This window comes from Pseudomonas sp. FP2254 (genome assembly GCF_030687695.1).
Lineage (GTDB): Bacteria > Pseudomonadota > Gammaproteobacteria > Pseudomonadales > Pseudomonadaceae > Aquipseudomonas > Aquipseudomonas quebecensis.
This window is the reverse complement of sequence record NZ_CP117444.1, coordinates 2,387,750-2,403,408: the sequence shown is the minus strand read 5'-3', so window position 1 is coordinate 2,403,408 and position 15,659 is coordinate 2,387,750. Positions and strand designations below refer to the sequence as shown.

Annotated in this window: 12 protein-coding genes; 7 read left to right on the top strand and 5 right to left on the bottom strand. The window is 61.8% G+C overall.

Going from position 1 to position 15,659, the window contains the following annotated elements; all coding sequences use genetic code 11:
• The first annotated feature begins 179 nt into the window (after nt 1–179).
• Complete coding sequence (locus tag PSH94_RS11065; RefSeq protein WP_181077210.1) at nt 180–1,838, top strand: nitrite/sulfite reductase; 1,659 nt, start codon at nt 180–182, stop codon at nt 1,836–1,838.
• The gene (locus PSH94_RS11060; protein WP_103734335.1) at nt 1,822–2,316 is read left to right on the top strand and encodes a DUF934 domain-containing protein; all 495 of its coding nucleotides are present in this window, start codon (nt 1,822–1,824) and stop codon (nt 2,314–2,316) included. The genes PSH94_RS11065 and PSH94_RS11060 overlap by 17 nt, the downstream gene beginning before the upstream one ends.
• Nucleotides 2,317–2,356: 40 nt before the next feature.
• Here the strand turns inward: PSH94_RS11060 and PSH94_RS11055 are convergent, their stop codons facing one another.
• Complete coding sequence (locus PSH94_RS11055) at nt 2,357–2,761, bottom strand: MerR family transcriptional regulator (protein ID WP_305437478.1); 405 nt, start codon at nt 2,759–2,761, stop codon at nt 2,357–2,359.
• A 71-nt stretch (nt 2,762–2,832) separates the two neighbouring features.
• Here PSH94_RS11055 and PSH94_RS11050 point away from each other — a divergent pair, with 71 nt between their 5' ends.
• Together PSH94_RS11050 and poxB are read left to right on the top strand one after the other, a co-directional pair.
• On the top strand, nt 2,833–4,065 hold the full coding sequence (locus PSH94_RS11050; RefSeq protein WP_181077206.1) for an NADH:flavin oxidoreductase/NADH oxidase family protein: 1,233 nt from the start codon (nt 2,833–2,835) through the stop codon (nt 4,063–4,065).
• 77 nt (nt 4,066–4,142) lie between these two features.
• Nucleotides 4,143–5,867, top strand: coding sequence for a ubiquinone-dependent pyruvate dehydrogenase (poxB, locus tag PSH94_RS11045; RefSeq protein ID WP_181077204.1), 1,725 nt, complete (start codon nt 4,143–4,145; stop codon nt 5,865–5,867).
• 54 nt (nt 5,868–5,921) lie between these two features.
• On the opposite strand, the gene PSH94_RS11040 is transcribed toward poxB, so the two are convergent.
• Nucleotides 5,922–6,479, bottom strand: coding sequence for an NADPH-dependent FMN reductase (locus tag PSH94_RS11040; RefSeq protein WP_181077202.1), 558 nt, complete (start codon nt 6,477–6,479; stop codon nt 5,922–5,924).
• A gap of 226 nt (nt 6,480–6,705) precedes the next feature.
• Here PSH94_RS11040 and PSH94_RS11035 point away from each other — a divergent pair, with 226 nt between their 5' ends.
• Nucleotides 6,706–6,942 (top strand): hypothetical protein, encoded by a 237-nt coding sequence (locus PSH94_RS11035; RefSeq protein WP_181077200.1) that lies wholly within the window; start codon nt 6,706–6,708, stop codon nt 6,940–6,942.
• Between the two features lie 61 nt (nt 6,943–7,003).
• On the opposite strand, the gene PSH94_RS11030 is transcribed toward PSH94_RS11035, so the two are convergent.
• On the bottom strand, nt 7,004–7,348 hold the full coding sequence (locus PSH94_RS11030) for a hypothetical protein (protein WP_181077198.1): 345 nt from the start codon (nt 7,346–7,348) through the stop codon (nt 7,004–7,006).
• Between the two features lie 180 nt (nt 7,349–7,528).
• Between PSH94_RS11030 and PSH94_RS11025 the strand changes: the two genes are divergently transcribed.
• The gene (locus PSH94_RS11025; RefSeq protein ID WP_305437475.1) at nt 7,529–8,434 is read left to right on the top strand and encodes a LysR substrate-binding domain-containing protein; all 906 of its coding nucleotides are present in this window, start codon (nt 7,529–7,531) and stop codon (nt 8,432–8,434) included.
• Between the two features lie 424 nt (nt 8,435–8,858).
• Nucleotides 8,859–12,755 (top strand): glycosyltransferase, encoded by a 3,897-nt coding sequence (locus PSH94_RS11020; RefSeq protein ID WP_305437473.1) that lies wholly within the window; start codon nt 8,859–8,861, stop codon nt 12,753–12,755.
• A 30-nt stretch (nt 12,756–12,785) separates the two neighbouring features.
• On the opposite strand, the gene PSH94_RS11015 is transcribed toward PSH94_RS11020, so the two are convergent.
• Together PSH94_RS11015 and PSH94_RS11010 are read right to left on the bottom strand one after the other, a co-directional pair.
• Complete coding sequence (locus PSH94_RS11015; RefSeq protein WP_181077351.1) at nt 12,786–13,355, bottom strand: GNAT family N-acetyltransferase; 570 nt, start codon at nt 13,353–13,355, stop codon at nt 12,786–12,788.
• A gap of 20 nt (nt 13,356–13,375) precedes the next feature.
• On the bottom strand, nt 13,376–15,631 hold the full coding sequence (locus tag PSH94_RS11010) for an Orn/Lys/Arg decarboxylase N-terminal domain-containing protein (RefSeq protein ID WP_181077192.1): 2,256 nt from the start codon (nt 15,629–15,631) through the stop codon (nt 13,376–13,378).
• Nucleotides 15,632–15,659: the final 28 nt, after the last annotated feature.

The window sequence follows — 15,659 nt, the reverse complement described above, 5'->3', positions numbered from 1 at the left end:
AAGTCGATGATTGCCCGCATGACAAATAAGGGTATCGAGAGAATCCTTCGCATTAGACATTTTGGTTATTTGCATATACTCAAACATCACTTTTGCGCATAAACGCAAACTGGTATCGTGCGCCGGCTCCGTTGGGAGTGCGCGGCCGTGCGCGCAGATTTGCCGAGAACAGGACCTATATGTACGTATACGACGAATACGATCAGCGCATCATCGAGGACCGCGTCAAGCAGTTCCGTGATCAGACCCGACGCTATCTGGCAGGTGAACTGAGCGAAGAAGAGTTCCGCCCTCTGCGCCTGCAAAATGGCCTGTATGTTCAGCGCTTTGCGCCGATGCTGCGCGTGGCCGTGCCTTACGGCCAGCTGACGTCGCGCCAGACACGCATGATGGCCAGGATTGCCCGCGACTACGACAAAGGCTATGCCCACATCAGCACCCGTCAGAACGTGCAGTTCAACTGGCCGGCGCTTGAAGATGTGCCGGACATTCTGGCTGAACTGGCCACCGTGCAGATGCACGCGATCCAGACCAGCGGCAACTGCCTGCGCAACGTCACCACCGACCAATTCGCCGGGGTAGCCGCCGATGAGCTGATCGACCCGCGCCCCTGGTGTGAAATCATTCGCCAGTGGACCACCTTTCACCCCGAATTCGCCTACCTGCCGCGCAAGTTCAAGATCGCCGTCAATGGCTCGACCTCGGACCGCGCCGCTATCGAAGTTCACGATATCGGCCTGGAGCCGGTGTACAACGCCGCAGGCGAGCTGGGCTTCCGTGTCCTGGTCGGTGGCGGCCTGGGCCGTACCCCGGTGGTCGGCGCGTTTATCAACGAGTTCCTGCCGTGGCGGGATCTGTTGAGCTACCTCGACGCTATCCTGCGGGTCTACAACCGCTACGGCCGTCGCGACAACAAGTACAAAGCCCGGATCAAGATCCTGGTCAAGGCGCTGACCCCTGAGGTGTTCGCCCAGAAGGTCGAGGCCGAGATGGAACACCTGCGCGGTGGCCAGACCACCCTGACCGACGCCGAAGTGCATCGCGTCGCCAAGCATTTCGTCGACCCCGAGTACAAGGCCCTGAGCAATCAGGACGCCGAACTCGCCGCCCTCGACCAACAACACCCAGGCTTCGCCCGTTGGCGTACGCGCAACACCCTGGCGCACAAGAAGCCGGGGTATGTGGCCGTGACCCTGTCGCTCAAGCCCACCGGCGTCGCCCCGGGCGACATCACCGATAAACAGCTGGACGCGGTTGCCGACCTGGCCGAGCGCTACAGCTTCGGCCAGCTGCGCACGTCCCACGAACAGAACATCATCCTGGCGGACGTGGAGCAGAGCCAGCTGTTCACCCTCTGGGGAGAGCTGCGCGAGAACGGTTTCGCCACGCCGAACATCGGCCTGTTGACCGACATCATCTGCTGCCCGGGCGGCGACTTCTGCTCCCTGGCCAACGCCAAGTCGATCCCGATCGCCGAATCGATCCAGCGCCGTTTCGACGACCTGGACTACCTGTTCGACATCGGTGAGCTGGACCTGAACATCTCCGGGTGCATGAACGCCTGCGGCCACCACCACGTCGGCCATATCGGCATTCTGGGCGTGGACAAAAAAGGCGAAGAATTCTACCAAGTGTCCCTGGGTGGCAGCGCCAGCCGCGATGCGAGCCTGGGCAAGATCCTCGGCCCGTCCTTCGCCCAGGAAGCCATGCCTGACGTGATCGGTAAACTGATCGATGTGTACATCGAACAGCGCACCGAAGATGAGCGCTTCATCGACACCTACCAGCGCATCGGCATCGACCTGTTCAAGGAGCGCGTCTATGCAGCGAATCATTAAGAACAACGAAGTCGTCGACGAAACCTGGCACCTGCTGCCCAAGGACGCGAGCTTCGACGGCATTTCCAACTGCGACGACCTGATCGTGCCGCTGGCGCTGTGGCGCGAACACGGCCATGCCCTCAAGGCCCGCGACGGCGGCCTGGGTGTGTGGCTGGACGCCGATGAAGAAGCCGAAGAAATCGGCGCGGACGTGGAGCACTTCCAGGTCATCGCCCTGAATTTCCCGGCCTTCACCGACGGGCGCAACTACTCCAACGCCCGACTGCTGCGTGATCGCTACGGTTACAAGGGCGAACTGCGGGCGATCGGCGACGTATTGCGCGACCAGTTGTTCTACCTGCACCGCTGCGGCTTCGATGCGTTCGCCTTGCGCGCCGACAAAGACCCGTACGAAGCGCTGGAAAGCCTGAAGGATTTCTCGGTGACCTACCAGGCCGCCACTGACGAGCCGCTTCCGCTGTTCCGTCGCCGCTGAGTGGGCGCACGTGAAAAAGCCCTGGCATGCCAGGGCTTTTTTATCGGTTGAGTTTGATCGACGCCAGCACCTGCTTCTGCCCCATCGAGCACGGCACGCCTTCCGGCTGTGCCCGTACCGCCTCGATCACGCCCAGCAACTGCGCTTTGCTGTGCGCCAAATGCACCTGCATTTCTTCGATCTGCTGCACCTTGCGCTGCAGCGCCTCAATCAACTCCTCGCGCTTGTGCTCCCCCGGCGCCGGCATGAGCGCCTTGAGTTCCTGCAAGGTAAACCCCGCCTGTTGCGCGCTCTGTATCAACTGCAAGGTCTGCAACGCTTCCGGTGCATAGCGCCGATAGCCATTGGCCTGACGCCCCACCTGGCTGATCAGTCCTTCGGCCTCGTAAAAACGAATGCGCGAGGCGGCCAGTCCACTCTGTTTTGCCAGCTCTCCGATATTCATTGCGATACCTGCTTGACATTAAAGTTAACTTTAAGCTTAGCCTGAGGCCTCCCCCGCTCAGGAGTCAACCCATGTCACCGTTCGAACCCTTGCAACTGCCCAATGGCCAGATCATCGCCAACCGCATTGCCAAAGCCGCGATGGAAGAAAACATGGCCGACCTCAACCAAGCGCCCTCCCACGCGCTCAAGCAACTGTACAAGGCCTGGGCTGACGGCGAGCCGGGCCTGTTGCTGACCGGCAACGTAATGATCGACCGCCGCGCCATGACCGGCCCCGGCGGCGTCGCGCTGGAAAACGAAGAGCACCTGGACAGCTTCCGCGAATGGGCCGAGGTGGCACGGGCCAAGGGTGTGCATTTCTGGGTTCAACTCAGCCATCCAGGCCGCCAGACCATGGCCAACCTCGGCCAGCAAGCCCTGGCGCCGTCGGCCATCGCGCTGGACCTGGGCAGTTTCTCAAAGATGTTCGCCACCCCTCGGGCCATGACCGAGGACGATATCCAGGACGTGATCCAACGCTTCGCCACCAGCGCGCGCCTGGCCGAAAAGGCCGGGTTCAGCGGCGTGCAGATCCACGGCGCGCATGGCTACTTGATCAGCCAGTTTCTCTCGCCATTGAGCAACCACCGCACCGACCGCTGGGGCGGCTCCCTGGAAAACCGCGCACGCCTGCTGCTGGAAGTGATCCACGCCGTGCGCGCCAGTGTCAGCCCGTCGTTCTGCGTAGCAGTCAAGCTCAACTCGGCGGACTTCCAGCGCGGCGGCTTCGATGCAGCGGACGCACGCGCCGTGGTCGAGATGCTCAACCCGCTGCCCATCGATCTGCTCGAATTGTCCGGCGGCAGCTATGAAGCACCCGCCATGCAGGGCGACGCGCGGGACGGGCGGACCCTGGCGCGCGAAGCGTACTTTCTGGAATTTGCCAAGGAGCTGGCAAGCATCGCGACCATGCCGTTGATGGTGACCGGCGGTATTCGTCGCCTGCCCATCGTGCAGCAAGTGCTGGACAGCGGCATCGCCATGGCCGGCATCGCCACCGCGCTGACCCTGGAACCGCAATTGCTCAAGCATTGGCGCGAAGGCCGCGACCCCAACCCGCAACTCAAACCGATCCAATGGCGGCGCAAGCCGCTTGCCGCCCTCGCCACCCTGGCCGTGGTACGCGACCAGATGCGCCGCCTGAGCCGTGGTCGCCTGCCTAGGCCCAAGGTTGCACCGTGCATGGCGCTGGTGCGCGATCAGTGGTTTATCGCTCGGCGTACCCGCCAGTACCGCGCCAGCATGACGCAATCTTCACATTAAAGGCGGAGCATTCGCCGTGATCGAACTGTCCCCTATTGATCAGCAGCTTTTAACCTCACTGACGATTGGAGTTCTTCATGGCGAAAATCAACCTGGCCCAGCAATTGGCGAGCACCCTGGAACAGGCGGGCATCAAGCGCATCTGGGGTTTGACCGGTGACAGCCTCAACGGGCTGACCGACGCGCTGCGCAGCATGGACAGCATTGAGTGGATGCATGTGCGCCACGAAGAAGTGGCCGCCTTCGCCGCCGGTGCCGAAGCGGCCGCCACCGGTGAGCTGACCGTGTGCGCCGGCAGTTGCGGGCCGGGCAACCTGCACTTGATCAATGGCTTGTTCGACTGCCATCGCAACCATGTGCCGGTACTGGCGATTGCCGCGCAGATTCCGTCGTCCGAGATCGGCCTGAATTACTTCCAGGAAACCCATCCCCAGGAGTTGTTCAAGGAATGCAGCCACTTTATCGAACTGGTCAGCAACCCTGCGCAAATGCCCCAGGTGCTGCACCGCGCCATGCGCTCGGCGATTCTCAATCGCGGCGTGGCCGTGGTGGTGATTCCGGGTGATGTGTCGCTGCTGGAAGTCGAAGACAAGCTTAAACCCTGGCCCGCCCTGCACGCGCCGCGCACCTTACCGGCGGAGCAGGACCTGCAACGCTTGGTCGAGATCCTGCAAAGCAGCCAGAAAGTCACCCTGCTGTGCGGCAGCGGCTGCGCCGGTGCCCATGACCAAGTTGTCGCCCTGGCCGACACTCTCGGCGCGCCGGTGGTGCACGCGTTGCGCGGCAAAGAGCATGTGGAGTGGGACAATCCGTTCGACGTGGGCATGACCGGCCTGATCGGCTTCAGCTCCGGTTACCACGCCATGCTCGACTGCGACACGCTGATCATGCTCGGCACCGACTTCCCGTATCGCCAGTTCTACCCCACCGACGCCACAATCATCCAGATCGACCGCGACCCCCAGGCACTCGGCCGACGCGCCACCCTTGACCTGGGCATCGCCGCCGACGTCAGTGAAACCCTGGACGCTCTGCTGCCGCGCCTGACCCGCAAGACCGACCGCAGCTTTCTCGATACGTCGCTCAAGCACTATGAAAAAGCCCGCCAGGGCCTGGACGACCTCGCGCAGCCGTCGAAAGCCAATCGGCCGATTCACCCGCAGTACGTCGCACGCCTGCTCAGCGAGCTGGCGGACGAGGATGCGATCTTCACCGCCGATGTCGGTTCGCCCACCGTGTGGGCCGCGCGCTACTTGAAGATGAATGGCAAGCGCCGCCTGATCGGCTCGTTCAACCATGGCTCTATGGCCAATGCGATGCCGCAGGCGATCGGCGCACAGGCAGCGTTCCCTGGGCGCCAGGTGATCTCGATGTCCGGCGACGGTGGCTTTGCCATGCTGATGGGGGATTTCATCTCACTGGCGCAATTGAACCTGCCGGTCAAAGTCATCGTGTTCGATAACGCGTCGCTGGGGTTTGTCGCCATGGAGATGAAGGCGGCCGGTTACCTGGAGGCCGGCACCGAACTGAAAAACCCGGATTTCGCCGCCATGTCCAATGCCATGGGCATTCTCGGCATTCGCGTGGAGCAATCCGAAGACCTGGAGCCGGCCTTGCGCCGCGCCCTGGCCCATGATGGCCCGGTGCTGGTGGATGTGGTCACCGCGACCCAGGAACTGGTGATGCCGCCAAGCATCAAGCTGGAGCAGGCCAAAGGGTTCAGCCTGTACATGCTCAAGGCGGTGATGAGTGGCCGTGGCGATGAGGTGATCGAGCTGGCGAGGACTAACTGGTTGCGCTGAGCCAATACTGTGGGAGAGGGCTTGCCCCTCCCACATTGGATAACGAGTACCGATTCAGGCGCTCTGTTTTTCCACCCATTTGGCGTAGGCATCAATGAATGCCTGCAAAAACGGCCTAGTTTTCTCCGACACCTTCCCCGCCTCATCGAACACACTGCCCGCGCCGCCCAGATAGGCTTCCGGCTGCTGCATGCACCATACATCGAGGAATACCAGGGACTGGCGCAGGTGGTGGTTGGCGCCGAAGCCGCCAATCGCACCCGGCGACACGCTGATGATCGCCCCCGGCTTGGCGCTCCAGGCACTTTTGCCATAAGGGCGCGAGCCAACGTCAATCGCGTTTTTCAATGGGGCCGGTACGGAACGGTTGTATTCCGGGGTCACGAAGAGCACCGCGTCGGACGAACTCACCTGCTGACGGAAAGTGCTGTAGGCTGCCGGCGGTGATGCACCGTCGATGTCCTCGTTGTAGAGCGGCAGATCGCCGATTTCCACGATGTTCAACTTCAGGTTGGCGGGGGCCAGGTCGGCCAGTGCCAGCGCGACTTTGCGGTTGATGGAGTCTTTTCTCAAGCTGCCCACCAGGACGGCGATCGTGTAGACCTTGCTCATTGAAGTTTCCCGACGTTGGACTAAGGAAGTTGTAGTTATAAAGTCTTCGCCGCCTGTTCACCAGCAGCATCTGAAGTTGCCCACGGGTTTGCCTTGCGCCTTCCCGCGTAGGAAACGTCTCAAAACGCCCTACGAATAGTATTTTTTTTCGGTAGGCAAACTACCCCGCTCAATGACGGTCTACACAACCGAAAATCGAGTGTTTATCTCCAGAGGTTCTAAACAGATGGCAGCAGTACTTGTCGGACAATTCCATGCCAGAGACGCAGAAGGACGCGTGTATTCGGTGCATGAATTCCAGGAATCCACCCCGGCGCACGGCGACCTGGCTGGCTCGGCCCCTACCACCACCTACAAGCTGGCCATTGGCGATCGTGTAGAAAAACTGGAAGGCGATGAATTCAAACTGATCCAGTCGGGAACGATTCTGGTCCGCGAGTCGCAGTCCACGCCCGCCTCCTGATATCTCGCCCGTTTCTGCCTGCTCAGTCCCGGCCATTGATGGCGTTGACTGGGCTGGGCGATCAGGGCCGGCGAATCTCCGTCACTTCGGCGCCCGCCTCCCCTTCGACCTGCTTAAGGGTCACCATCAGCCGCCCTCGCTCCCCTTCGACCGTGTACGTGGAACGCTTGTAGCCCGGCGCGCCATTGGCCGGATACGCCTGTATCTGCCGCACCAAGGCAATGCCCAGCACCGCACCCACCTGTTCGCCCACCTGCTCCTGGTCCCGAATGAAGGTTTCAAGGGCGAGGTTTTCCGGCAGGGATTCGTCGTGGGTATTGAAGAGATAGGCAGCTACGCACCCCACGGTCACCAACACCAGGAGTTGCTTGGCCGTTATCCCGAAAAAGCGCGAGGGAATTGGCATGTGAGACCCGACCTGTTTTTGTTGTAAGTGCCGTGGGCGGCTTTGGTCATCGATGTTCAGACGCGCCATTCTAGTGGGGCCATGGCCGAACGCCATAGGTGTGAGCGACCCGCGCAGTCTTTTTTGCGCATCGAGGTCGGTGCCATTGAAACCCCATCGCGCTGCACATAGACTCCGGCGATGCGTTTACGTCATATCGAAGTGATTCAGGCCATTTTGCAGACCGGACACCTCGGCACGGCCGCCGAGTGGTTGCAACTTCCCGTGGGCGACGTGGACGCGACGCTCAAGGATGCCGAGCAGCAACTGGGCTTCATGCTGTTCGCCAGTGTGCGCGGGCGTCTGCAGGCCACGCGCGAAACCCTGGAGCTGCAGGCGCAGATCGCGCCTGTCTACGAAGCACTCGAACCGCTGCAACGCCTGGTCGGCCGCCTCAAACATCACCATGCCCCGACACTGCGCGCGCTGTGCACCCCGCCTCTGGCCAACCACCTGCTGCCGCAGAGCATCGCCCTGCTGCGCCGTCGCTTTCAAGACACGCCGTGCAACCTGTCAAGCCAGCCGACCCGCGACATTGTCAGAAGCCTGCTGTTGCACGAAGCCGACGTAGGCCTGAGCCTGCACGACCCGGAACACCCGCAGATTCTCAGTACCGTGCTGGCCCAAGGCAAGCTGCAGCTGCTGGCGCCCCATGGCTGGCTCAAGCCGAAGCAGAAATACATCGCCCTGCAAGACCTGGCCGGCCAGTCCATGATCGGGTTGGAGGGTCATGACCCGCTGAGCCGCCTGCTGGATGCCAAGCTGCAGGCGTTACGCCCGTTACCGGTGGTGCAGACACGGGTGCAGACCTACCAGATGATGCGCAGCATGGTCGAGGCGGGAGAAGGGCTGGCGATTGTCGACCCGTTCACCGCCCTTGGCGTGCGCGAGTCCGGCCTGGACGCGTGCCCGGTGTCGCCGCCGATGCCCGTCATCCTTTACTCGCTGACCCTGAAAGACGCCGCACCCTCGCCGGCATTGAACGCTTTGCTGGAAATCATCACCCACAAAGCCCAGGCACTGCTGAGCGGTACGCCCGCAGCGTAATCCCCCGCCCGCCACCGCTGTTTTCGACACACCCCCTGACAGTCAGGCGGGAACCTGATCCCCGGCTTTTCGCACACAGTCGTTGACCTCGCCGCGCTTGCTTGCAGGCGACATTCGACTACCCAGGGACGGTTTCTCATGAACGCCATTCAACCTGCCACCCCCCCTCTTTCTCAATTGGCCCTGCCCCACCCTGAGCATCGTCCAGGCCCCCGTCCGCAAGCGCTCGGGAGTGCGACGGACACGTCGCCTGCTGACGAACTGGACAATCCGGCCGCGCTGAAAAAAGCCTTTGCCGAACGCTGCAACTGGCAGGCACTGGCGACGGTGCTGCGCGGGCTGTTGAAGGAAGCCGTCGACACCGGCCAGGGAGATCGACACCGCGATGTCGAGCAGTTGCTGAGCGGCCGTACCCTGTCGGTGTGTGAAGACTCGGATTACTACCAACAACACCCTCTGCCCCCCCGCCCGCAGCGTCGTCGACCTTCGCACCTACCTCAACGGCAGCGGTTTACCCGTCCCGACCCGCATGGACGACCTGCTCGCGCTGTATCAGCTCGCGACCCGACACGCGCAGACCCATCCCCTGGGCAACTTCAGCGGCGCGCTGTCATGGCCGTTGCCCCTGAACACGCACGATCGGCAAACCATCATCGACCTGCTCGATGAACCCGGCTCAACCCTGCCCGGATTGCCATTGGCCGCGCGCAATAAAGGGGTGCTGGGTTATCTGCTGGCAGACAGCGACCTGGCGAACATTGACTTGAAAAAAACCAGCAACGCAACCGAGGCGCTGCTGGGCTCGGCGAGGGCGCAGGCGCTGGGCAAGGTCATTCAATCCAGGTTGGGTGGCATTGCGACGCCTGCCAGCGTCAACGATTACCTGCTGGCGGCCATCCAACTGAGCCTGGACCCCGAATCCCTCGGCACCCCGGCGCGCAACAGCGTCGCCGGTTTTGACCTTGGGCAACGCCAGCATTGGGGCAAACCCGCCGTCGAGGTGATCGAACGCTTGAGCCGGCACCTGGTGGTGCACGGGCGCACGACGGCGGCAGCGGCCGACCTGGCGGCCCGCGTATTGCTGGCCCGCGTCGCCCCACAGCACCTGGTCAAGGACATCCCGCCGAGCGTGACTTACGGCAGTATCCCCTGGACCCAACTGACAATCGCGGCGGCCAGGCTGGAAGCTCAGTCGCCAGGGCGCGTGCTCACGATGAGTTACAGCGAAGTGCTGGCCGCCGCCGAGTCCGTCGATGTCGATGCGGCGCTCATCCAACGCATTCAACGCGACGCGCTGAATGATTGGGCGGCGGTCAACGGCCTGTTGAATACCGACCCGCCGCCCACGGACGCGCAAATCCGACAACGCTTTATCACCAGGCAGGAGCACCTGCAGGCCACGGCCACCGCCCTTGCAACGCCTGTTCCAGAGCGCGAAGCGATGGCGCTGGAGCTGCTCAGGGCGCAGTTTCCCGGGGTCGCCGACAGCGTTTTCAAGGCCCAAAGCCTCGTCAAGGCCAGCTTGCGCGAAGGCCGGCCCGCTCGCTTCCCCGGCGAGCACTCGATGCTGGACATCGTGATGCAGGGCGACACGGTCGTGCACGACAAGGCAGAACACTGGGTCACCAACGACCCGCGGATTCCCATCCAGGCGTTCTGCGACAAGTCCGCCAGCGGCAAGCTGACCGTAGCCGATGCGTTCACCGAGGGTTACAGGCAGGCCATCGCCACCCTGGAACAAGGCCACGCGGACCTGACCCGATACCTGATCTCGACACTGCCGCCGCAGGATCGACAAAACCTCGAGTACGGCGCACTCGAGTTCTTTCATACCCACGAATACAAGATAGGCCTGGACTTCTCGACCAAGACCCTGAGCAAACGAGGGCATACCCTCGATGTAAAAACCACGCGCAATGGCCAGGTCAATGTGTATCGCATTGACACGCGCGCCGGCACGATTACCCAACATAATTACCTGGCGACAAGGTACTCGCCGCCCTACGCCGGGCTGGAAACCAGACACGCCAGCACTTTGTATAAAACCGTGGCCTTCAAGCCGTTCGAGGATGAACACACCGAACACGCCAGAGAGGCGATCGCCGCTTCGGACACGCCACAGGTATTTGACTCGGCGCGCACCGACTACATCGCCAAGGTGTTCGCACGTTCCCTGGACCTGCATAACGACGACCTGCTCCACCATGCCAGAGGCATGAACTCCTACGACCTGAGCGCCGCCGGCGATGACGCCGTCGGCGAATTCCTACTTAACCTGATCCCACTCAGGTCGGCCACGGTCAATTTCATGCACGGCCATGTTGCCGATGGCCTGCTTGACCTTGGCCTGGATGCGATCGGCCTGGTCACCCTGGGAATCGGCAAGGCCGGCCAAGCGGGCAAGGCGTTTGCCAAAGGTGTGACAAGCGTGGCCGGCGCGACAAAAGCGGCGCGCTTCCTGGGCACGGTCGCGGCCGAGGCGCTCAACCCGTTGAGTGGCACGGGCGACCTGCTCAGGCGCACGGGGGCGCTGGTGCGCAGCGGCGCCAGCGTCGGACAGCAGGCTATCCATGCACTCAGGGGTGCCAGCGGCAGCTACGACATGCTCAAGGCGGCCGGCACGCAGCATGGCCTGGCGGCCGTAGGCAGCTACCGGGCGGGCGATCTGCACCTGGAAGGCGCAGCGGTGTTCCGCAAGGGTCATTGGCATGCCTACGACGTGGTCAAGGGGTTGCCCTATGGCGCGCCGCTGGAGCGCTTTCAACCCGCTGTCGCGGCGACCGGCGCAGACGTCAGAGTCCTTCAACCGCCGTCACTGTTGGACTACAAGGTCAGGGTCGAACCCGCGGGGCTGCGGGTCAAGGGCCTGCAGGCCAACGTCTACGCCGGCCCCGGCAATAAAGAGTACGTAAAAATCGACGGCAGGCTCTATCAATCCAGGCTCGAGGACGGCCAGCGCGTGATCCTGCATCCCACCGCAGGCAGCGCCTCGATTGCCGTCCGGGATTTGGGCGGCGCGGGCTGGGAACCCTCGGTCACCGCCCAGCGTCTACTCGGCGGGCAGCCGGACACGTTGCCCAAATGGAAGCTTGACCAGAACACCTACATCGTCCCGATAGACGACATAAAAATACGCACCAATTCTGCCAATCCGTACACCCTCAACTACAACGGCATCAATCATATCGTCAGCTTCGACGGCCAGGTCGGCGCGTGGCGCGGAGGCGTCGATACGGACGGCAAAACACCCTTGTATTTCTGGCGAAGCGCAAAGAACAAGTGGCAACTGGGAACGCTCGCCAAAATGAAACAGGCCAGGCAGCTGGATGCCCACAGTTTCAGGTTTATCGACGCGCCGTCGCCGGCGGTATTGGAGGCGCCGAAAAACGTCAGAGCCATTCCCCGACAGATCCACTATTTCTGGGCCGGTGGCGATATACCTGCGGCAATGGTGAGCAACATGGCCAAAAACGCCGAGAAGATGCCTGGCTTCACCAGCCTTGTGCACGTCGATGCCGACACCCCGGCGCAGTTTCAGGCGATCAAGCGCCGGTTGGCTGCGGATGCGCCGGGGCTCACCGTGGTAAACCTGCAGGAAGAAGGCTTTTTTCAATCTCTGCAAAACACCGACATGTATGCGTATTTCCGTCGCGGCCAAGGCAAGAACCTCGCCGCCGCGTCCGACGTAGCGCGCTATCCGATAATGAATACCTACGGTGGAATCTACCTGGACACCGATGACCTGATCCAGGGTGCGGTGGGCCTACCGGGCCTGACTGCCGGAGACTCGGACGTGATGGTCAGCCGGCCGGTGACCCATAAGCTGAGCCACTACCGACCGTTCTTCAATACCAGCAACTTCGCCACCCAAGCGGACAACCCGGTCATCGCTGAAATGATCGCCGAGATGAATCGCCGCTTTACCCTGAACAAAACCTACTTCGAGACCAGCCGCCCGACCACCACCCGGAACGCCAGCGGTACCGTCGACTACACCCCGGAGTTTCTGGCGTATGAAGGCAGGATTTTTGAAACTGTCGGCCCCACGCTGTTTGACGACGTACTGAAGTCCCGACGTCCCGACATTTATGACATTGGTTTCGATGGCGTGAACAAGGAGACCCAGCAGATCAATGGCCGGCTTCAACCGGGCAAGGTGTTCGACCTGGAAAACCACATCCTTGAGTACTACGCGAGCAAAGGCATCAGCGCGCCTGAAGGGCTTCAACAGCGCATACAAGCGGCCAGGCAACACTACCTGACGTTCCGTGAGCAGCTGCAGATCAAGGTCGGTGGAGCGCATTCATGGATCGATTCGTGACTGCTCCGGGGCTTGAAGACGGGAGCGGGCTCAGCTCGCGTCCCGTTCGGTCTTGAACAACCGGTACCAGAAAATCGCCACTTCGCGGGTCTGCGGATCGATGCCGCGATAGCGCAGGTGGTCGATTCCACCCATGACATAACCGCAGCGTTCATACAGGCGGCAGGCGCCGAGGTTGTTGTTCTGGGTTTCGAGCATCATGCCCGGCAGGCTTTTCTTGCGGCTCCAGAACTGCGCGACATCCAGCAGCGCCTTGGCCACCCCGTGTCGACGCGCATGCAAGGCCACCGCCAGCTCGTCGACATGGGCAAAGCCGTTCCAATTGGTGCTCACTACAATGTGCCCTACCGGCTCGTCGTCCAGATAGGCCATGAAAATTGCACTGTCGGGAGCATCGCGGAAACTGGCGAACTCTTCCGGGTCGATGCCGTAGCACTTGCGATACGGCAGGATGCGCTCCACCGACCATTGGTCCACGCGTTTGCCCATCTCCGGTATGCCGTAGGCGCTGACCTCGAAACTGAAGTCATTGCCCCACACATACGCATCAAAACCTGCGTCGGCGACCCGCACACTGAGCCCTGGGTACTTCGGGTTCATTACAGCTTGCATAACCATCCTTAACCCTTGATGCAATCGACGGTGTAACAACGACCACTGCCGTCGTCTTCGTGTTGTAACCCGTGAACATCCGCGACAAAACCTGGGAAGCTGCTATCGAATGTTCGAGCAAAAGCCAGGTAGTCGATGATAGAACGCGTCGACTCGGTGAAACGCTCGCCCGGCATGATCAACGGAATGCCCGGCGGATAAGGCACCAGCATCACGGCTGCAACGCGCCCTGGCAAGGCATCGATGGAAACGGCCTCGACTTCGCCCCGTACCAATTGGTCGTAGGCGTCGGCCGGTTTCATGGCGATTTCCGGCAACACCGTGTACATGCGCTTGAGGTGCCTGGCCGTGGCGTTGCTGCGGTAGCAACTGTGCAGTTGATTGCAGAGGTCGCGCAACCCCAGGCCCTGATAACGCACCGGCCCCTGGGCAAATACCGAGGGCAGGCAACTGGCCAGGCTGACATTGGCGTCGTAGTTGCGCTTGAACTCCAAAAGCTCGGTGAGCAAGGTACTCCATTTGCCTTTGGTGATGCCCATGGAAAACAGCACAAGAAAGGAATACAGCCCGGTCTTCTCCACCACCAGCCCACGCTCCCAAAGGAACTTGCTGACCACCGCGGCGGGAATCCCGCAGTCGCTCAACGCGCCGCCGGCCGAGAGGCCGGGCATGACCAGGGTGACTTTGATCGGGTCAAGCAGTACGTAGTCTTCGGCCACGTCGCCAAACCCATGCCAGTCATCCTGCGGGTGCAGCAGCCAATCCGCCGTGGCAACACGGTCGATGCCGGCCACCGACGGCGGCTGCCAGATGGAAAACCACCAGTCTTCTGCAGGCAGATGCTGGCGCAGGTTGGCCAGGGCGCGACGAAAGCTCAGGGCTTCGTCGAACATTTCCTGCAGCAGCGAGCGACCGGCAGGGCCTTCCATCATGGCCGAGGCGACGTCCAGCGAGGCGATAATGCTGTATTGCGGCGAGGTGGAGATATGCATCATGAACGCTTCATTGAAACGGTCACGGTCCAGTTGCCGGGCACCACCGTCCTGCACGTGGATCATCGATGCCTGGCTGAACGCCGCCAGCAGCTTGTGGGTTGAATGGGTACTGAACACCAGGGGGCTGTCCTTGGTGCGAGAGGTGCCCATGCCATAACGCCCGGCGAAAAACTCGTGAAACGCCGCATAGGCGTACCAGGCTTCGTCAAAATGCAGCACCTCGACGCTGCTGCCCAGTTGTTGTTTGATCAGCTCAGCGTTGTAGCACAGGCCGTCGTAGGTGGAATTGGTGACCACCGCCAGCTTCACCTTGGCGGGCCTGCCACGGGTCAACGGGCTGGCATCGATCTTGGCGCGGATCGACTCGGGGCTGAACTCGCTGAGTGGAATCGGGCCGATGATCCCCAGCTCATTGCGTTCCGGGCACAGGTACAACGGGATGGCGCCGGTCATGATGATCGAATGCAACACTGACTTGTGGCAGTTGCGATCCACCAGGACCAGGTCATCGCGACCGACCATGGAATGCCAGACGATCTTGTTGGCGGTGGAGGTGCCGTTGATCACAAAAAAGGTATGGTCGGCGCCAAAATTGCGCGCGGCGCGGGCCTCGGCTTCGGCCAGCGGGCCGGTATGGTCGAGCAGCGAGCCCAGTTCGGGTACCGAGACCGACAGGTCCGAGCGCAGGGTGTTTTCCCCGAAAAATTGATGGAACGCTTGCCCGACCGGGCTTTTACGATAAGCCACGCCGCCGCCATGACCAGGGGTGTGCCAGGAATAGTTGGAATCGGCGGTGTGTTGTACCAGGGCCTTGAAGAACGGCGGCAACAGGCCATCCAGGTACGTGCGCGCCGCGCGGGCCACCTGGCGGGCCAGGAACGGCACGGTGTCTTCGAACAGGTAAAGAATGCCGCGCAGTTGGTTGAGTTCGCTCATGGCATCGGCCGGGGCGTTCTCCAGGGTGACCTGCTCGCCCAGGGCGAAGATCGGCAGGTTCGGCGCGCGCAGCCGTGCCAGGCGGATCAGTTCCACCATATTTTGCAGCAGGTGAGTGTTTTCTCCGGCACCCTCGGCGGCGATCAGCATGCACGCCAGGCCGTGATGGGTAGACGCCACCAGCCGGCCTTCGGCGTAGTCCACGGCGGAGAAAATACTGAAGCCCTCCTGTTCCAACTCCTGGGCGATTCCCCTGACCCGGTCACCGGCAACGGTGTCGGCCTTGATGTCGCGGTGCACGATAAGGATGGGGAACTTCAGGTCTTTGTACATGAGGGCTTGTAGTCCTGAGGGCTATGCA